The organism is Bartonella sp. AA9NXGY (assembly GCF_042196845.1).
In the GTDB taxonomy this organism is placed as follows: Bacteria; Pseudomonadota; Alphaproteobacteria; order Rhizobiales; family Rhizobiaceae; genus Bartonella.
The window spans coordinates 1-17,873 of the sequence record NZ_JBHIRB010000009.1; the positions used below are offsets into that span (position 1 = coordinate 1).

Consider the following 17,873-nt stretch of genomic DNA (forward strand, 5'->3'; position numbering starts at 1 on the left):
AGAGCCCAATTAAGGCGAGGGGCTTGAAGGCTTGTGAAGGTATCTTTTGCCTGTTGAAGATACCATTTTTGGTGGATGATTAACTTCAACTTCTAAGCCTTTTTGGGGGTAGGTGTTGATGGCTTGGAAGCTTTAGGTGTTTTGGGTTGTTCGAGTGGAATTTCCTCAGCTGCTGATTCAGTTGATGTTTGTACGGCTTCTTGTTCTATCTGCTTAATTTGTTCAACTCCCTTGTCAGGCTTTATCTTTGTTTTAACATCAACAAAAGGTTTAGCAGCATTTGCACGCTTGAGACGTGCGTAGACTTGATTAGAAATCTCCACAAATGGATTATTGGGAGTTGAAGTTTCAAAACGAACAGTGCTTTTATTATCGCCAACAACACACATTGGCTTGGTGATGATTGCTTTCATCTTCGCTCCTTTTGAGGCAATGAATTAATGACATCATTGGTTACTGAATGGCTTTTGATATGTGCAAAATAGATTAGTCTGTTTTAACAATAAAAACAGCAACTTAATCCTTTTTGAAAGCTTAAGATTTTACCAAACTTTAGGAGATATTTTTGAATTTTAGACACAACACACCTAGAGACAGCACAGCCATTAAATAAAAATTTTTACACATTGTCAAGAGAAAAAATCTATATTTTGTACATTTTTTGTTTCTAAAAATCTAGACTTAGTATTCAGATAAACAAGAGATGCAATAATAATCCCATTTAAATGAATCTTTTACTTGGCTTTTTGCCTCGTTTCAAAGAACGATGTTTTACGGCACGAGATAAAGATTTGAACCAACTACGTAAGAAATGTTGCTAGCTTAGCAAGGACTTCGTTCATAATCATGGGGGGAACTGCTTCCATTTTCTTTCCCTGACGCACTCCAATATCAAGAGCACGTGGTTGGTCACAACGTATTATGCCCGTTGTATGTAATCCCACTCCCATTAATGAGACAGCAAAGCCTGCTGTTCTAGCAAAATTTCCTCCGCTTGTAATAGGCAAGACAATAGGTGTTTTCGTTACACGATTAAACGCTTCCGGTGATACAATTAATACAGGACGCGTTCCTTTTTGTTCATAACCCGAAGATGGATCAAGAGATACTAGCCAAATTTCGCCTCGCTTCATCACAACAGCTCTTTACCAACAGGTTTAGCATCAAACCATTCTATATCCTCATCTACAAAATCATCTGACGGATTACATTGGGCTAACAATTCATCAAGAGTATAATTAGGAAATGTTTGTGGTTTCACAACTAATTGTCCATTATCAATAGTCAAACCAACTTGCGCATTTTCAGTAAGATGAAGGACATCAAGCAGTGAAGGTGGTATAGAAAGCATCACTGACCCTCCAACTTTACGTAATTTCGTTGTATGCATAAAAACAACCTCTCTAAAATATTATATAAAAATATAACATTTTAAAAGCTATTTCAAGAGCTTCTGATGCTTTTATAAATATACTAGTAAAACATTTAGCATTTATTTTTTTGGTTAAAATATTTCTGGAGAGCGTTAAGGACTATTCGCAATGAAGGTACAAGGTACGGTAATTCTTGATCTTCACTAACAAGATACTGTAGCGCAGCATAAAAATTATGCTGTCTGTAAAGGTGTTGTGTTTCTTTTATTACCTCTTGCATATTCAAAAATTGTTTTGTTGCAAATTCAACCCATTTTTTTCTAGCTTCTTCATTAGAAGATGAGGGCATTTTATCATAAATTGCACTAGGCAATGTTTTTGCACAGAGATAATCATTTCTCACTTCAAGATATTTTTGTGCAGCATCATACTGATCTTGATTAATCACACCTTGCAGATAAAGCCGTCCGATATAAGTAGCAGAAAGCGGATTTTTTGCTTCTTCTATGGTCAAGCCAAAACGTTTGGCCCGTATTTCTATTGCCAACTTATCAATGGGATCATGAGGCATTTTTGTCCGTGAGATACGACCATTTGGTTCTCTGATACATCCTTTAATTCGAGGACGACCACGTTTTGCATGTTTTTTTCTTTTAGCCATATTTTTTCAATCAGAATGGGACGCTATTGTTAAGAGCTGTTCTATAATCTTGAGCACCTGAAGCGATAGCATAATTTTGAGAAGTAATGGGTGAAGGGGTAGGGGATGCTGATTGCTCTTTCTTCGCATCAAGCAAATACAACTCGCCTTTGAATTGTGGTAAAACAATCTCTGTTGTGTAACGGTCATGCCCATTTTTATTTTGCCATTTGCGCGTTTGTAATTTTCCTTCTACGTAAACTTTTGAACCTTTGTTTAGATACTGAAGTGCAATTTTTGCTAAATGTGGATTAAAAATCACAACTGAATGCCATTCTGTTTTCTCTACTTTTTGATTGGTTTTTTTATCTGTATAGCTCTCAGAAGTCGCTATACTAAAATTGACTATTTCTGCTCCAGAATTCATTGTTTTGCTTTCGGGATTAGCACCAAGGCGTCCGATTAATGTCACTTTGTTTAGCATGTTTTTTCTTACCTTAAATTTGTATTTAAATATGTAAAAAATCTTAGCGTAATTTTATTATTTTTTCAATTATTTCAATGATATATTATTAATTATTAACATATAAAATTATGTTTAATATGCTCTTTGATAAATAATCAATTGACATAAATGCATGGTGTGTAGTATCAAGAGGGTATATATGGCAATCGTTAGTTTTAAGCATAAAGGGTTGAAATTATTCTTTGAAAGAGGAGTCTGCAAAGGCATACAACCCGCGCATGCTAAAAAATTAGCAAACATTTTAGTAATTTTAGATACAATATCCGCGCCTGAACAAGTTACTCTTAAATCGTATCGTCTACATGCGCTTACGGGCGATTTAAAAGGTTACTGGTCAATGCGTGTCAATGGAAATTGGCGTGTTACCTTTCGTTTCATTGGGACAGACGTTGAACTGGTTGATTATCAAGATTACCATTGAGTTTTGAGGTGTTCTTATGATGTACAATCCTCCACACCCTGGCGGCATTTTGAAAGAAGAATTGCTTGATGAATTAGGGTTAACAGTAACAGAAGCTGCAAATCGTCTTGGCGTTGCACGTTTAACTTTATCCCGCGTCTTAAACTGCCATGCGGCGATTAGTATTAACTTAGCTTTACGGTTAGAAAAAGCGGGTTTAAATGATGCGGAATTCTGGCTTAAATTGCAACAAAAGCATGATTTGTGGCAAGCTCGGCATAACAGCCCAATCCCACATATTTCACCTCTAGAGCAAGTAGGGCATCTTTAAAAATACTTAGTCCATCTTTCTTCACACCTAGAGGTCATGTTCTTTAAAATCAAGCAGCCCACGATAGTTTTTTATGCTCTTGTTGATTTTATCGAACGTTGAGAAGAGACAACGTAATCTGAACAGTTTTATAAAATCGGAAATTTTACTATAGCTTTTTAACGGAGCACTGTAGTGTGTAAATAGATATATTTATTAAACTGCGTGTACGTAACATAAGGAAAAATACACAGACTAAAAAAGAATACCAAAGAGCAATATCTGAGTACCAAAGTACGGTATCCAATGGAAAAGAAAGCTTGTACTCCACATACTTAGAAATGAAAGGTAAAGAAACAGTTTCTTTATAACTATTTGGAAAAATTAAAACGATAAGCGCTAAACTTATTAGCTTTAAAAGTCTGTGCATATACTGTTGTAAATCACGTGTTAATGTCTTCCAACCTGTTGTATTGCCGCGTTTGTATTTTGGATTGTTCTGCAACTCAAAAGGAATATGAGAATTGCATAAAATTGCAAAAACCGCTGTGACTATTACCAAAGAAACAGATGCGAATGTCAAAATACTTTGAATAAAGTAGGGATTTTTTTTTAATTCCTAAAAAACATAAAAATATAAAAGTTATAATGCCAAACAAGGCTCTTAGCTGTTTATCTGTGAACATATTTATTTCCTGCGGTTTTCGATAATTTTTTGATCTCTCTGTTGATCTCATCTATAAGAGGTTCGTAATTGAGAATGCTTTTCGGAATAGCACCACCGTAAACCCATGCTTTCACCTGCGCTTTGGTACTAAAATCCGCATTTTCTGGTGTGGTATAATACTGTCCGCCATCAAACTTTTCACACTCTCTTGTACCGTCTTCATATTCGTAGAGGTTGTAAAAATACTCCTCTGCTCCATCCCCCCAAGGAACATAACCAACAGCTGTTGCAACAAACTCTTTTTGCATTGGCTGTTGACGGTTTTTTAAGAACAGGTGTTTTAATATTTTCATGTTTTTAGTCCATAATTTTACCAATTGGTCTATTTACCTAAAATTTGACCGTACAGAGCGTTTTATATTGCGGATATGGTTTCCCCATCGTAAAATCTTTAAATCGCTTTTTACGGTACATTTTTGTCGATTTAAATGCATGTCTAATCGTAAAATGATCAGCACTTTTCACTATTTTGCTAACTTGCAATGTTTTTCATTGTTCCCCCAATCCCATTTAAAACCTTTTCAAGCTCTTGCTTGTGAACAAGCGTTAGTGGTCTAAAATGCTCTTTCGCTGTTTTTTCTTTGAGTGCTTTCTCACGTGTGTTTTCAATTGCTCTACGTACACTTTCGGCTTTTGAAAAAGGGTATTTTCTAGTGCCTGGCAATAAGTTAAAAGCTCTCCACAAGTTGGCATAAATGTTTTTGATATCCCAATTGCTTGACCAGTTACGATATCTTCAACGCCCTTTTTCAGAGCATATGACGAAATGCGGTCCAGCATCATGCCATAGGATAAAACGACGGCTTTAGCGTCTGTATTCGCAGGGACTCTCATGCTTGAGAGTAGGAAAGAAGCTTGTTCAATTTGTTTAACTGAAGCTTTCACAGAGAGCAACGCTTGTAGACGATTGCAAGCATCTAAGGTTTGCGCTTCCTCCTGTTTCGTCAATGTATTCCCAGCCTTCAGCGTCAATGGATACCCCGGACTGATCATTTCCATAATCTTCTCCAGATGAGAGATGATCTCTGAGTTCGTTGAAGCCTTCTGCAAGCTGTTCTGTGAAAGTTTTCTGAGTGAATTTTCCATGATAACCACCTAACCGTTTTTCCTGTTCTAATCTTGCTTTTTTCTTTGCTAGCGTTCCGATAGGGCTTGTAACCCAATTGTACCAAGTCCTTTGCCAATCTCGTTTGTTTGCATTTTTACCTGGGTTTGCTATCCAGTAATTTGTGAACCGTTCGAACTCTAACAGCGCCTCATCATGCGTTAATCCTTGATCGACTGCGTATTGCAAATTAGGTTCAAAATCTTCTGGCAATCGACAACTGCGATTAGCTTGCGCTCGTTTTGCTTTTTTGGGAACGTTCTCTTGCTCGTGAATGGGGGGTTGGTTGTCTACACCCGTTGTGATTTGCTCTGATGTGGTCTCAACAGCAGCAACCTCTGTTGGTTCGTCAACCAAATCGATTGTTGCTAAACTTTCAGAACCAATTTCTTTTTTTGCTAAAACGATAGTTTTAGTTTTTTTATTATATATGTTTGTATTGTTTGTTATAGCATCACAAGCATCATGCTTAGCATCCTTAAGCATGCTGTTAGCATCATGCTTAATATCACAAGCATCATTTGTATGTTTATCCCATCTTGCCTTCGCTGCCTTCTGCGCTCTCTCTGAAAACTTATTCAAATTCTCATTAGAGTTGTTGAGTTCCTCTTCAACCTGTAAACTCCATAAACGACCGTCTTCTAAACGTATCAGTTTCTCATCACTCAATAAAAAATCTAGCGCTTTATTAAAAGCTTTTACTGAACAACCAGAAATGCGTGCTAATATAGAGGCATTCTCAAGAATTGGCTGTCTCTTCTTATACATTAAGCAATATCAACATCATATAAGTCGATATTTGATGCGACGTCATTCCACTAGCATCAGATACCCAATCAGAAGGAAAACAACGAACCCAAGTTAACTTAGTTGACATATTTCCCCTCCTGTTCTTTATTATTATTTAGATCTTCATTGAAGTTATTGAGTTCCTCCTCAACTTGTGAACTCCACAAACGACCATCTTCTAAACGAATGATGTATCCCTCTTCTAGCAAAACATTCAATGCTGTCTCAAATTTCTTTACTGAATAACCAGTGTAATGAGCTAAAACTTTAATATTATAAAAAAGAGGTTCACCAGTACGAAGCATGCGAAATCGCAATCTCATATAGATATTACCTTCTACAGGAGGTAAATAATCGACGACCACCGCCCATTTATCGGCAAACAGTCTCGTCCATGGTATTTTACTGGACATGTATATCCCCTTCTTTCATCAAATATAAAATTGCTAAAGCATCTGCTTCGTTGTCGTCTTTAGGTACATGTCCTTTTGCACATACCGCCTTAATCATTTCTTCTTTTGAGGCGTTGCCTTTTCCTGTCGTCGCCTTCTTAATTGTGCCAACAGGAATGCCTTCATATGGTATCTGATGATGTTCACATCACGCTGTTAAGGTTGCTAGAAAGCCCCCATAAATATGAGAAGCATCTGTACCCACATGCCGGCGCACCTCTTCAAAATACACCGCGTCAATTTCATCAACAGATCTCTTTAGTTCAGTAAGCCACCGTTTAAAGCGTAAATAACGCATACCACCGCCTTCAAAACGGCGTGATTGAAAATCTTCTGTATCGCTTGTTATATGACCATCCGCACCACGTATCGCCCAGCCTGTCTTAGTCCCTAGATCAAGACATAAAATGGTTTGTGCGTTAGTGATCATAATCCCCCCTTAAGGCTCTACGTATTTATATGTGTGCTATGACAGAGCGTGTTGTGATTGCTTGTCTTGAAAAAATGTTTATGAAAAAGTATCCTCCCAGCGATTCTAAAAAATTGGGGGGAGTTATGATGCAAGAATGGGTAGTTGATAAGGTTGTATTTTTATTGCACCGGATAAATGATAGTGCTGTATTTTTGCTGCACTGGATAAGTGATAATCTTACGATTGCTCCTATCATTGCTACGATAGTTACTGGAATGGTGACACTTTTTGTACAACAACGAAGCTTAAAAAAACAACTTAAAATCTTCCAACGACAAACTATAGCATCAGAAACCCAGACAGCTATTCTATTAGAAGATAAAAAAGCACGGGATTTGGGACCATATTTGAAATTGAAGGCAGTATTCTTCCCACAAAAATATGAAGGCACTTTACGCGTTAGGGTGAAATTGTGCATTAAAAATCTTACTAGAGAAGATATAATGATAAGGAATATACGCATATCGAAAAAAAGTCCCTTTAAGTTTGTTAAAAATGCTTGCCCTTTCGTTAGATGGCCATCTAAAACTTCAGGTGAACACCTCGTCATTAAAAGAACAACTCCAAAACTCATTGCGTTATGTCCCCAAAATATAAAATCAAATGCTTCATCAGAGTTCGCTTTGAATTTTTTTATTATACGTGCTAAATGCTACACTTTTTTAGATTTCATAATTAGCTGCCGTAAGCCTAATTCCCGCAACATTGCAAATTTTACACTTGACCACACTTCGATTGTTAACCCAGAGGAAACATTCACTGTTCATTTTTGGGCCTCATATCCACGCTCAAAAGATACATATGACGAATTTGGCCCTGAATATTCCTTTTTGGCTGATAATCCTCATTTGTGGTTTTTTTGATGCCAAAATTAAAAGCATTCTCCTGCAAAAATAAAATCGATCAATCTTGGTTCTTCTTTTTTGTTGATTAACTCAATGATTTTATTGTTTAATTCATCAATAACTTTCATCTGTGAAGCTAACTTTAGCCTTTGGCTGTATAGCGTTTCATTTTTTTGCTTAATTAAAGAGGATAGGTTTTCAAGTACTACTTGCTGTTGTTCAATTGACTTATCTCGCTCTACAAGAGTTGCTTCATGCCATCTCATCCAATTATCAAATTGTGACTTATGCCATTCTTCTTGTTTTGCAAGAACTTTTGTATGAGTTCTATGTCGTTTTATAAGATCTTCTATGCTACAATCACGATCCGGTATTTGTATAAATTCTTTCACAAACTTATCTCCATTCTCAATTTTCATATTACAACCTATTAATCTACAAAACTGTGTGTAGAGTTTCTTTAATATTCCGTTTCTCATGATCTTTCTTCTTTAAGAGTGTGAATGATGCTGTGGGTGTTTGTTGTTATCTGTAGAATTATTCATACGAATTGCCCCATCCGATGTTGTAAATTTCTCCGTTAAAGAAATCGTACTTTTTCCTTGTTCTGTTATTAAAAGAGAAACACCATGAGATTTATTCTCATACATATGAAGAAACCAATCTAGTGTAACCCAAGGTGGACCTTTGGATTCAGACAATTGGATAATTATGTTCCAATATTTTGGAGAAATACTATTGCGATCGCGCATTTTACGTGCAGCTTCATAGCTACAACCGATTTCCTTCGCAAATTGACCTATAGATCCCCAAGACTCAATCAAATTTTTGACATAAAAATTATTAACTATGATCAAAATAGTATATTACGTACAATTTTAAATCAAGATAAAATCGTACACAATGAATGAAAAAAATAGTGGATAATGTACGAATGAGTTATTTGCCAAAAGATAGACTTAAAATAGCGCGTAAAAATGCTGGGTATGCAACACCGAGCGAGGCTGCGCGCGCTATATCAGCTCTTAATCAAAATACTCTAATTAGTCATGAAAATGGAAATCGTCCTGTTTCTCGACAAAAAGCCGAACTCTATGGACAAGTATTTAACGTCGATCCGGGATGGATTTTATATGGTGAATCTCCTCAAGAAAATCCTAGTCTTAATATAAGTATTCCTCTTATTTCATGGATTAGTGCTGGAGAGTTAAGCGAGCAAGATGGGATAATGGATTTTTCAGATTATCCTATGACAGAAGCTGTTAATCTTCCTGCCGGTGAATGGATTGCATTGCGTGTAGATGGTGCATCCATGAATAAAATTAGTCCTCCAGATTCCATAATACTTGTAAATATGCGAGACAAAAAGCTTGTACCTAATGCCTGCTATGTAATTGCAGATGAAACTGGGCAAGCTACATATAAGCGATATAGACCAAATGATAATCCTCCTTTTCAGCCTGCTTCGTACGATAAAACAATAAAAGCTCCAAAACTTGAAGGTGCCATTTCTATAATAGGTCGTGTACGACGCACTATTCTTGACATGTAAGTACAATTAAGATTCTCTATTTAAGTTATCAATTAGATGCCATCAGCAAGTCATAGCAGATTATTGATTCTACAATAAACTGCATGCTTATTGATTCTTAAATTAGTCGATGATTCGTCATTTTTTATTTTTTTGAAAAAATAGTACACTTTGTACTCGACTGTATTTCATTCATATTGTACTAATATATCCATAAACCACGCACAAACAATCGCCAAGAGGCGTTAGGGAGGAGAAATTATGGAAAATCCAATTCTTATAAATTCTGATGAAATCTTATTAGTTGTCTATGATGATGATCAAAACATTGGTCGGTCGGGACCACTGGATGAAAGCCAAGTTCTAAAAATTATTGACGAGGCAGATGATGCAATCCAAATCTTTCGCATCAATCCTTCTGAGAATAATTGTGAAGATATCTCTGAAGAAATTGCAGAAGTATATGTAAAAGAAAATATCGAACATCTCCATGATGAGAGTAAAGTTCATGACTTTGTACGCGAAAGTGATGCTTACCAAGAACTTTTAGACGAAATCGCAGACGAAAAATATAATGATGAGATTTACGGTACTTATGAACAACAACACCGTTTGCGTCCTTGTGATGTGCTTTAAAAATTCTAAAGGGCGCTTTTAAAAGCGCCCCCTTTCATTCATCAATCCCATCAACATGAGGTTCGTAATGGAAAAGCTTCTTGCTACTCAATACAATATTATTCAGCATCAAAAGGTTCAAACTATTAGCGCTCGTGATTTATATACCTTTTTAGAGGTAAAAACCGAGTTTAGAAAGTGGATAACAAACTGTATTAAAGAACTTAGCTTTAGAGAAGATGTCGACTTTGTACTTTCTACTAAAGAATTATCAAACTCCTCACGTGGAAATCCTTTTAAAGATTATGCTCTCACTTTAGACACAGAAAAACACATTGCCATTTGTGAACCTGGTCTCAAAGGTAAACAAGTGCGTGAATATTTTCTGAAATGCGAAAAAAAAGTAAATTCAAAAATCGATTATTCAAATCCTGAAACATTAGAAGATTTCTTAAGACATCTAAGACAGCAAATCAAGCACAATGACAATGTTGTCACAACGAATGGAGTGAAGCATGCATAATTTTATCACAACATCTGAAAGAAATTTTCAAAACACAACAGTTCAAACGATGTCTAGTCGTGAAATTGCAGAGTTATGCGGTAAGCAACATGCGCATATTATGCGTGATATTCGACAAATGTTAGGAGAATTATATCCTGAAGGGGGTCAATCCAAATTTGGATCCACCTATTTAGATAAACAGGGTAAGCCCCAAAACTGTTACAACCTCCCTAAACGCGAATGCCTCATTTTAGTTTCTGGTTACAGCATGACATTACGTGCTAGGATTATAGACCGTTGGCAAGAATTAGAAAAGCAAGCAGCAATACCACAAATCGACTACTCAAGTCCTCAAGTTATGCTTGGTGTTTTAACGTATCTCAAAAATGAAAATGAACAAAAAGATAATATTATTGCAAATTTAAAACCAAAGGTAATGGCTCTTGAAAGCTTACAGCGCCATGATGGACTCTTCGGTCTTACAGAAGCCGCTAAAATACTCGAGATGCAACCAAAACAGTTCATTCTCTTCTTACAGCAAAAAGGTTGGGTTTACAGACGAGCAGCAGGTGGAAATTTGCTTCCTTATCAAGACAAAATCCAAAAGAAACTTATGGATTGTCCAACCATCACATTTCAAACCGCAAGTGGAATAGAAAAGGTCATTCCTTGCGCAAAAATCACAGCAAAAGGAATTGGTGTGTTGTCTCAAGAACTTAAACGACAAAGCATGCATTAAGAGAAACAATCATGGAAAAGAAATACGAATTTACTGATAAAATCGATATAGTTTATAAGCGCCGATTTTTTAATTTTTTATTTGACAAAATACTATCAGTATGTCTATTGTCGAATCAGGTGCCTAGAGAACACCTTAAAATACCAAGCGGATTGGTTGCCGAAATAATCAGTCTTCTGAACATTAAAGATTTTGACTCATTATATGCTGTAGCATATAACGGTCTTGTCGGGTGTAGTTACACTATACAATACCCTCACGGGAAAGGTGTGACGACGGACTTGGTACCGTGTTTTCTAGCACCCGGCACTCTTTTAGAGTGTCAATAGAAAACCTCTATTACCAAGGAGTTCACAGTGAACACACTTATAGAAATTAAAGAAAGCACTGCTAATAGTGCTACCACTCAGACTATGTCGAGTCGTGAAATTGCAGAATTATGTGGTAAAGAACATCGGAATGTTATGCGGGATATTCGGCAAATACTCACTGAGCTCAAAATTGAGCTGAGTGAATTTGCAGGATTCTACAGAGATTCAATAGGTCGTACTCTTCCTTGCTACAATCTTCCCAAACGTGAGTGTTTAATTCTTGTTTCGGGTTACAGCACTGCTTTACGAGCAAAGATTATTGACCGCTGGCAAGAATTGGAAAGACAAGTAGCAACACCACAAATAAATCTTGCCAATGCTTTGGAAAATCCTCTTACGATTAAACAGCTCCTTTTAGAGAGTATCAATCAATTAGAAGACTTAAGAAATGAGGTGAGTACACTCAAGCCTAAAGCAGAAGCTTTGGAAGGTTTAAAACGCTCTGATGGTTTATTCGGTCTTATCGAAGCAGCGAAGATGTTGGAGGTGCGCCCAAAGGACTTAACCAATTACTTGCGTAAACATGATTGGGTGTATCGACGGGCTCCAGGGGCGCCTCTGTTACCTTATCAGGATAAAATCAAAAAAGGTTTCATGGACTGTCCTGCTATCACTATCCAAAGACCAGATGGTACAGAAAAGGTACTCCCTTCAACAAAAATCACATCCAGAGGATTGGCTTGTTTGAGAGAACAAATCTTTGGGGGTGTGCAATGAATACCAGTATCGACTTTTTATGTGATTTGTGGATAGCGTTGTCTCAGTTTATCAATTGTGAATACGTAGATGACAAAGACTGTAGTGACTTGGTTGACATCATGAGCATAGTAGAAAAAGCTTTGATTTTAAAACTTCAAGATGAAATTCCAAATATTACAAAGATTCTAGCAGTTTTAACGGATTTTGGAGATTCAGAGCTGCCCCATAGAATGGATTCTTTGTTGCGAGCTTATGATCCGAGTTTGCAGAAGCCCGTCACGAAAGCGGCTTAGTTTTAAACAATTGATTTCATCTCCTCGTCCTATAGGACGAGGAGGGGATTAAGTAACATAAAAAAGAGAAAGGTAATGAGATGATATTTGATGATGGAGATAGATATGTAACGACACGTGAGTGTGCACAGCTTTTTAGTGTATCCACAACAACGATTCGCAATTGGGTGCTTCAGGGTTTGTTTCCGGAGCCATATAAGCTAGGGAGAGCAGTGAGGTGGAGAAAGAAAAAGATCTTAGCCTTCACTCCAAAGAAAAATAAGGAGCAAATTAGATAAAATTATATAAACTGTAGAAGGTGGTCTAAAAATGGTTATTTAAAGAAAAAACTGTATATTTCAATATTTTAAACACAAAAAGTGGTGCCCAGACGCGGATTCGAACCACGGACACGCGGATTTTCAGTCCGCTGCTCTACCAACTGAGCTATCTGGGCATGCTTCATAAAAAATATAAAGCGTTTGCGGTTATAACATTAAAATTTTCTCTGTCCAGTCATCAAAAGAAAAATAATTGATTTTTTAATAAGTTTATCTCCCTATTCTAGAGCGTTATCAATGAATCTTTATCATAAAATAAATTTGATAGGTATATTGGACACTTTAGTGTATTGTTATTAGAATGCTGTCTTATCGTGGTGGTGATACGAAAAAAAGTTAAGAGAATCAATCGAGAAGAATGATTAAGAAAGATTTTTTTATAAAGTTTCCCTAAATTTTAAGCATACGAAATAAGAGACAACATTTTTGACTTTTTTCTAAAAAGATTATTGATTAGTCTTTATAATAATTTGTTTTTCTTTATAAAGAAAGAAAAACATCTAAAAGGGGAGAAATAATGATAATGTTACAAAAACCAAGTAATCGTCCCAATAATACTAATTTTTCTTCAGGTCCTTGTAGCAAACGGCCTGGTTGGACTCTTGATGTTCTTAAAAATGCATTAGTTGGGCGTTCACATAGATCTAGAGAAGCAGAATTAAAACTTGCTGAAGTTGTTAATTTAACCCGTGAGATTCTTGAGGTTCCTTCTGATCATCGTATAGGAATTATGCCAGGATCAGATACCGGTGCTGTTGAGGCTGCTCTATGGTCTCTATTAGGTGAGCGTGGCATTGATATGGCAGCGTGGGAAAGTTTTGGGTTTGGGTGGAATAAAGATGTTGTCGAGCAATTAAAGCTTTCTGATGTGCGTCGTTTTGAAGCTCCTTATGGTGAAATACCAGATTTAACACAACTTGACTTTGATCGGGATGTTGTTTTTACATGGAATGGGACAACTTCTGGTGTGCGTATTCCTAATGCGGATTTCATTCCGCATAAGCGGGCTGGATTGACCATTTGTGATGCAACATCGGCAGCTTTTGCGCAATATCTTGATTTTTCAAAATTAGATGTTGTTACTTTTTCATGGCAGAAAGTTTTGGGAGGTGAGGCTGCACATGGTATGGTGATTTTAAGTCCTCGTGCTGTTGAGAGGCTTGAGAATCATGTTCCAGCTTGGCCTATGCCCCAACTTTTCTATATGACAAAAAATGGAAAATTGAACGAAGATATTTTTAAAGGAAAGATCATCAATACACCTTCTATGCTTTGTGTTGAGGATTTTCTTGATGGGTTGAAGTGGGCAAAATCTCTAGGAGGTGCAGCGGCATTAAGAGCAAGGGTTGAGAAAAATTTTTCTGTACTTGATGCTTTTGTTCGCAAAACGCCATGGTTAGAATATTTGGCAAAAGATCCTGAAGTGCGTTCTAACACCGCTATTTGTTTAGATATTGTGGATCCAGTGATTACTGCTTTGGATACGGAAAGGCGAGTATCTTTTATAAAAGCGGTTGTGAAGCGTCTTGATGAGGAAGGGGTTGCTTATGATATCGGTTCGTATCGCGATGCTCCTCCTGGGCTTCGAATTTGGGCGGGTATAACAATTGAGGCTTCCGATCTTGAAATTTTAACACAATGGCTTGAGTGGGCGTTCCAAGTTGAAAAAGCACAGCTTTAAATAATTACTGTTGATTTTCACAACGTGTTTTTAAACAAAAAAGGATACGAGAGATTATGATGATCTTTCGTATTCTTGTATCAGACAAACAGCCTCTAAATATTACATGAATTGTAAAAGATTAAGACGGGGAATGAATGCTTTGTCAGGTGTTGGATACGCACAAATTAAAATCTCTAATGTTTTTACTTTTTGTAGCGAAAATGACAGATTTAAAATATTTGGGTATTTGCTTATCTTTATTATCATAAATTTGAAAATTTAATCACTTGAAGATTGAGAAAAATCTGAAATGAGGAGTCGCACTTGCTCTAAGGTTTCGTTATAAAGAAGAGTTTGTTTTTGAATGCTGGTTTTTTTGACCAAACACGACGGAGAAAGTTATGGCCAATGTAGTTGTTGTCGGTACACAATGGGGTGATGAAGGCAAAGGTAAAATTGTAGATTGGTTGTCTGAGCGAGCAGATATCGTGGTGAGATATCAGGGGGGGCATAATGCTGGCCATACATTGGTTGTTGATGGAGTCAGTTATAAATTATCACTTTTACCGTCTGGTTTAGTGCGTGGCAAGTTATCAATTATTGGTAATGGTGTTGTTGTTGACCCTCATCATTTTGTTGCAGAAGTAAAAAAACTATGTAATCAGGGTGTAAAAATCACACCAGAAATTTTGCGTATTGCTGAAAATGCTCCTTTGATTCTTTCTTTGCATCGTGATCTTGATGCAATTCGAGAAAGCGGTTTATCTGGTTTAAAGATTGGTACAACAAAGCGCGGTATTGGACCGGCTTATGAAGATAAGGTGGGACGTCGTGCTATCCGAGTGATGGATTTAGCAGAAAAAGATACACTTATGGCTAAGATTGAGCGGCTTTTGAGGCATCATAATGCTTTGCGTCGTGGGATGGGTGTTTCAGAGATTGATTCTCGAGCACTTTATGATGAATTGATGCAAGTTGCGGATAAAATTTTGCCCTTTATGGATTGTACGTGGCGTCTTTTAGATGAAGGTTATCGAGGAGGGAAACACATTCTTTTTGAAGGTGCGCAAGGTGCTTTATTAGATAATGATTTTGGAACTTATCCTTATGTAACGTCATCTAATACAGTTGCTGGGCAAGCATGTACAGGTTCGGGGATGGGACCTGATGCAATTCATTATGTTTTGGGTATTGCAAAAGCTTATACTACACGTGTTGGAGAAGGGCCGTTCCCGACAGAGCAGATAAATGATATTGGTGAATTTCTAGGAGTGCGTGGACATGAATTTGGTGTTGTAACGGGTCGAAAGCGTCGATGTGGTTGGTTTGATGCTGTCTTAGTACGTCAGATGGTAACAATTTGCGGTGTTCAAGGTATAGCATTGACAAAACTTGATGTTTTAGATGGTTTGGATGAAATAAAAATTTGTATTGGTTATGAGCTTGATGGTAAAAGGATTGATTATTTACCTTCTTCCATGGGAGCTCAGGATCGGGTGAAGCCTATTTATGCAACATTAGAAGGTTGGAAGGAAGAAACAGCACATGCATTGAGGTGGGAAGATTTACCAGTGCAGGCTATTAAATATATACGCTATATTGAAGAACTGATTAATACAAAAGTGGCTTTATTATCCACAAGTCCAGAGCGTGAAGATACTATTCTTATTACGGATCCCTTTGTTAATTGATTATTGTTTTTAGATTTCTATATATGCTCTCTGTTCGTTTTTGTATCTTTTTACAAAAAAAGTTTTTAAGAGCACGTAAAAGAAAGGTGCAAAATAGCATTGTTTATTTTTCATATTCATTTTACATTATTGCAATAGTTGTACCAATATTAAATGGCAACCAATTTAGAAGGCTAAAATAAAGTTTTTTGGCTTTACTATTGATTTTTTCTCAGTTTAAGAGAGATTATAGAGGAAATGGTAGATTTCGTTGGAATCTTAAAAAAGACAATTAATGCACAAAATAATATTACACCACAAGTGCGTAAGCGGATTTATAAGCGGGCTACCGAAACACTAGAACATCAATTTGTAACAGCAAAAATACCACAAGCAATAGCGGATGAACAAAGAAAGATTCTTCAAAGTTCTATTGCAACTGTTGAAGGAGAATATTTAGCAGTTGAAAAGAAACGGCTTTCTTCAGTTATTGGGTGGAATCCCACAAATATAAATGAAGATAAGAAATATACAAAAAAAACTATATTACCAAAAAATAATGAATTGTCAGAGGTAAACATAAAAAGAAAGCAAGATTTTGTTACACGTTCAAAGGATAACAAGGTATTTGTTGAGCTTTGTGTATCAGATATACCAGATGCAGAACCTGTTAATATGGAGGCTGATGTGCCTTCTCAGCATGTTAATAGCAGTGTGTTAAAGATTTCTCCTTCGCAGGAAGATAATCCGCATATTGTTTCGCACATTTTTTCTCAGGCTTTACGTCGTGCTAATAAATCGTTAGTGCAAAGGCGTATTGTGATAAGTGCTGTTTCTGTTGTTAGTTTTGTTGTTTTACTTGTTGGTATTTTTTTTGTTGGTGAGCGTGTATTTGTATCAAATGATCATCAGTTTTTAGAAGAAAATCTTCAAGCTTCTCACAGAGTACCAAAGGCATTTCCAATTAAGAGAAAGTTAACACAACGCTTATTAGAGGATGGAAGTGAAATTGATGTTGGTTTAAAACAAGCGATAGATTCTTCGGATGAAGAAGTACTCTCAACAGTTGTTGATAGCAATTTGCAATCGCTTGAAAAATCAGGTGAAGCTGTTTTCTATCAAGCACGTACAAATTATGATGCAGAAAAGATAGCAACGGGAAGTGCTCGCTGGACGCTTATAAAAGAGTCTCAAGTGAAGGGGGCTCCAGAAGAAACAACTATACAAGGTGATATAACAATTCCTGATGAAGGGGTATCATTACGGTTAATTTTACGTCGTAATACCGATCAGTCATTTCCTGCTGCATATATTATGGACCTTGTTTTTATTCTTTCTGATAAATTTTCAGGTAAAGCTATAAGCAATGTTCAAGCATTAACCTTTAAAGCAAGTGAACAATCCATTGGACAGGCTTTAACAAGAACCATTGCTGCAAAGATTAACGATGACTTTTTTCTTGTCGCATTGAGTGGAAATCATCCATTTCTTGATCGAAATTTACAATTGATGCGAGAATTAGATTGGATGCGTTTGGTGTTAACGGATAAAAACGGGCGTATAAGTGAATTAACCTTTGCAAAAGGACCAACAGGTAAGTCTATTTTTAATGAAGTTATTGGACAATGGCTTGCACAACAAGATAAGTTAACAGTTCTTGGTCAAAAAAATAAAACATAGATGCAAAAAAATAAACGGCTGTGAAGAATTTTCTACGACCGTCTTTATCAATTATATACCAAATATATTAAATAAAGCTTTACATATCAATAACTTAAAGAATTCTATAGGCTGATTTACAAGTATAAAGCCAAGGCATGCTTTTTTT

23 protein-coding genes, 1 tRNA gene and 3 pseudogenes are annotated in these 17,873 nt (G+C 36.5%); 13 read left to right on the forward strand and 14 right to left on the reverse strand.

The genetic code is table 11. The annotated features are described in order from the left end of the window. Nucleotides 1-92: 92 nt before the first annotated feature. The 5 genes from ACFIM6_RS05715 to ssb all read right to left on the reverse strand — a co-directional run bounded on the left by ACFIM6_RS05715 (nt 93) and on the right by ssb (nt 2,497). Entirely contained in the window at nt 93-413 is a 321-nt protein-coding gene (locus ACFIM6_RS05715; RefSeq protein ID WP_375612036.1) for a hypothetical protein, read from the reverse strand. Nucleotides 414-800: 387 nt separating this feature from the next. Beyond that, nucleotides 801-1,133: a type II toxin-antitoxin system PemK/MazF family toxin gene (locus ACFIM6_RS05720; RefSeq protein ID WP_375612037.1), complete on the reverse strand. Its 333-nt coding sequence runs from the start codon at nt 1,131-1,133 to the stop codon at nt 801-803. Beyond that, nucleotides 1,133-1,390: an AbrB/MazE/SpoVT family DNA-binding domain-containing protein gene (locus tag ACFIM6_RS05725; RefSeq protein WP_375612038.1), complete on the reverse strand. Its 258-nt coding sequence runs from the start codon at nt 1,388-1,390 to the stop codon at nt 1,133-1,135. Before ACFIM6_RS05725 ends, ACFIM6_RS05720 begins: the two co-directional genes overlap by 1 nt. 95 nt (nt 1,391-1,485) lie before the next feature. Next, the gene (locus tag ACFIM6_RS05730; protein ID WP_375612039.1) at nt 1,486-2,034 is read right to left on the reverse strand and encodes a hypothetical protein; all 549 of its coding nucleotides are present in this window, start codon (nt 2,032-2,034) and stop codon (nt 1,486-1,488) included. Between the two features lie 10 nt (nt 2,035-2,044). After that, the gene (ssb, locus tag ACFIM6_RS05735) at nt 2,045-2,497 is read right to left on the reverse strand and encodes a single-stranded DNA-binding protein (protein ID WP_375612040.1); all 453 of its coding nucleotides are present in this window, start codon (nt 2,495-2,497) and stop codon (nt 2,045-2,047) included. Between the two features lie 181 nt (nt 2,498-2,678). Here ssb and ACFIM6_RS05740 point away from each other — a divergent pair, with 181 nt between their 5' ends. After that, complete coding sequence (locus ACFIM6_RS05740) at nt 2,679-2,960, forward strand: type II toxin-antitoxin system RelE/ParE family toxin (protein WP_252619286.1); 282 nt, start codon at nt 2,679-2,681, stop codon at nt 2,958-2,960. 16 nt (nt 2,961-2,976) lie between these two features. Then, complete coding sequence (locus ACFIM6_RS05745) at nt 2,977-3,270, forward strand: HigA family addiction module antitoxin (protein WP_004856691.1); 294 nt, start codon at nt 2,977-2,979, stop codon at nt 3,268-3,270. 148 nt (nt 3,271-3,418) lie between these two features. On the opposite strand, the pseudogene ACFIM6_RS05750 reads toward ACFIM6_RS05745, so the two are convergent. From ACFIM6_RS05750 to ACFIM6_RS05775, 6 genes and pseudogenes are all read right to left on the reverse strand, one after another. Then, nucleotides 3,419-3,935: pseudogene (locus ACFIM6_RS05750) on the reverse strand (hypothetical protein). After that, nucleotides 3,922-4,269 carry a hypothetical protein gene (locus ACFIM6_RS05755; protein ID WP_375612041.1) on the reverse strand — a complete coding sequence of 116 codons (348 nt, stop codon included), beginning with the start codon at nt 4,267-4,269 and terminating at the stop codon, nt 3,922-3,924. Before ACFIM6_RS05755 ends, ACFIM6_RS05750 begins: the two are co-directional and overlap by 14 nt. Nucleotides 4,270-4,522: 253 nt before the next feature. After that, nucleotides 4,523-4,861, reverse strand: coding sequence for a hypothetical protein (locus ACFIM6_RS05760; RefSeq protein WP_375612042.1), 339 nt, complete (start codon nt 4,859-4,861; stop codon nt 4,523-4,525). Next, nucleotides 4,845-5,958: pseudogene (locus ACFIM6_RS05765) on the reverse strand (DUF1376 domain-containing protein). Before ACFIM6_RS05765 ends, ACFIM6_RS05760 begins: the two are co-directional and overlap by 17 nt. Beyond that, nucleotides 5,948-6,283, reverse strand: a complete 336-nt coding sequence (locus ACFIM6_RS05770; RefSeq protein ID WP_375612043.1) for a DUF1376 domain-containing protein — start codon at nt 6,281-6,283, stop codon at nt 5,948-5,950. The pseudogene ACFIM6_RS05765 and the gene ACFIM6_RS05770 overlap by 11 nt, the downstream one beginning before the upstream one ends. Continuing rightward, nucleotides 6,273-6,752, reverse strand: a pseudogene (locus ACFIM6_RS05775) (crossover junction endodeoxyribonuclease RuvC). Before ACFIM6_RS05775 ends, ACFIM6_RS05770 begins: the two are co-directional and overlap by 11 nt. 38 nt (nt 6,753-6,790) lie before the next feature. Between ACFIM6_RS05775 and ACFIM6_RS05780 the strand changes: the two are divergent. Then, nucleotides 6,791-7,657 (forward strand): hypothetical protein, encoded by an 867-nt coding sequence (locus ACFIM6_RS05780; RefSeq protein WP_375612044.1) that lies wholly within the window; start codon nt 6,791-6,793, stop codon nt 7,655-7,657. An 8-nt stretch (nt 7,658-7,665) separates the two neighbouring features. Here ACFIM6_RS05780 and ACFIM6_RS05785 read toward each other — a convergent pair whose 3' ends face one another. Beyond that, nucleotides 7,666-8,058 carry a hypothetical protein gene (locus ACFIM6_RS05785; protein ID WP_375612045.1) on the reverse strand — a complete coding sequence of 131 codons (393 nt, stop codon included), beginning with the start codon at nt 8,056-8,058 and terminating at the stop codon, nt 7,666-7,668. Nucleotides 8,059-8,130: 72 nt separating this feature from the next. Further along, nucleotides 8,131-8,463 (reverse strand): hypothetical protein, encoded by a 333-nt coding sequence (locus ACFIM6_RS05790; RefSeq protein WP_375612046.1) that lies wholly within the window; start codon nt 8,461-8,463, stop codon nt 8,131-8,133. Nucleotides 8,464-8,573: 110 nt separating this feature from the next. Between ACFIM6_RS05790 and ACFIM6_RS05795 the strand changes: the two genes are divergently transcribed. From ACFIM6_RS05795 to ACFIM6_RS05825, 7 genes are all read left to right on the forward strand, one after another. Then, a complete protein-coding gene (locus ACFIM6_RS05795; RefSeq protein WP_038473481.1) occupies nt 8,574-9,191 on the forward strand; it encodes a S24 family peptidase in 618 nt (205 codons plus the stop codon). A gap of 240 nt (nt 9,192-9,431) precedes the next feature. Further along, entirely contained in the window at nt 9,432-9,806 is a 375-nt protein-coding gene (locus ACFIM6_RS05800) for a hypothetical protein (RefSeq protein WP_375612047.1), read from the forward strand. A 67-nt stretch (nt 9,807-9,873) separates the two neighbouring features. After that, on the forward strand, nt 9,874-10,308 hold the full coding sequence (locus tag ACFIM6_RS05805; protein ID WP_375612048.1) for an antA/AntB antirepressor family protein: 435 nt from the start codon (nt 9,874-9,876) through the stop codon (nt 10,306-10,308). Further along, nucleotides 10,301-11,029, forward strand: coding sequence for a Rha family transcriptional regulator (locus tag ACFIM6_RS05810; RefSeq protein WP_375612049.1), 729 nt, complete (start codon nt 10,301-10,303; stop codon nt 11,027-11,029). Before ACFIM6_RS05805 ends, ACFIM6_RS05810 begins: the two co-directional genes overlap by 8 nt. A gap of 356 nt (nt 11,030-11,385) precedes the next feature. Further along, on the forward strand, nt 11,386-12,117 hold the full coding sequence (locus ACFIM6_RS05815) for a phage antirepressor KilAC domain-containing protein (protein WP_375612050.1): 732 nt from the start codon (nt 11,386-11,388) through the stop codon (nt 12,115-12,117). Next, nucleotides 12,114-12,392, forward strand: a complete 279-nt coding sequence (locus tag ACFIM6_RS05820; RefSeq protein WP_375612051.1) for a hypothetical protein — start codon at nt 12,114-12,116, stop codon at nt 12,390-12,392. The genes ACFIM6_RS05815 and ACFIM6_RS05820 overlap by 4 nt, the downstream gene beginning before the upstream one ends. 80 nt (nt 12,393-12,472) lie before the next feature. After that, on the forward strand, nt 12,473-12,670 hold the full coding sequence (locus ACFIM6_RS05825) for a helix-turn-helix transcriptional regulator (RefSeq protein ID WP_375612052.1): 198 nt from the start codon (nt 12,473-12,475) through the stop codon (nt 12,668-12,670). 82 nt (nt 12,671-12,752) lie between these two features. Here the strand turns inward: ACFIM6_RS05825 and ACFIM6_RS05830 are convergent. Further along, nucleotides 12,753-12,828, reverse strand: a tRNA-Phe gene (locus tag ACFIM6_RS05830). A gap of 401 nt (nt 12,829-13,229) precedes the next feature. On the opposite strand from ACFIM6_RS05830, the gene ACFIM6_RS05835 reads away from it, so the two are divergent. The 3 genes from ACFIM6_RS05835 (at nt 13,230) to ACFIM6_RS05845 (ending at nt 17,725) form a co-directional block, all read left to right on the forward strand. After that, nucleotides 13,230-14,393, forward strand: a complete 1,164-nt coding sequence (locus ACFIM6_RS05835) for a phosphoserine transaminase (RefSeq protein WP_375612053.1) — start codon at nt 13,230-13,232, stop codon at nt 14,391-14,393. Nucleotides 14,394-14,776: 383 nt separating this feature from the next. Beyond that, nucleotides 14,777-16,066 carry an adenylosuccinate synthase gene (locus ACFIM6_RS05840; RefSeq protein ID WP_375612054.1) on the forward strand — a complete coding sequence of 430 codons (1,290 nt, stop codon included), beginning with the start codon at nt 14,777-14,779 and terminating at the stop codon, nt 16,064-16,066. A 237-nt stretch (nt 16,067-16,303) separates the two neighbouring features. Further along, nucleotides 16,304-17,725 (forward strand): hypothetical protein, encoded by a 1,422-nt coding sequence (locus tag ACFIM6_RS05845; protein WP_375612055.1) that lies wholly within the window; start codon nt 16,304-16,306, stop codon nt 17,723-17,725. The last annotated feature ends 148 nt before the right edge of the window (nt 17,726-17,873 follow it).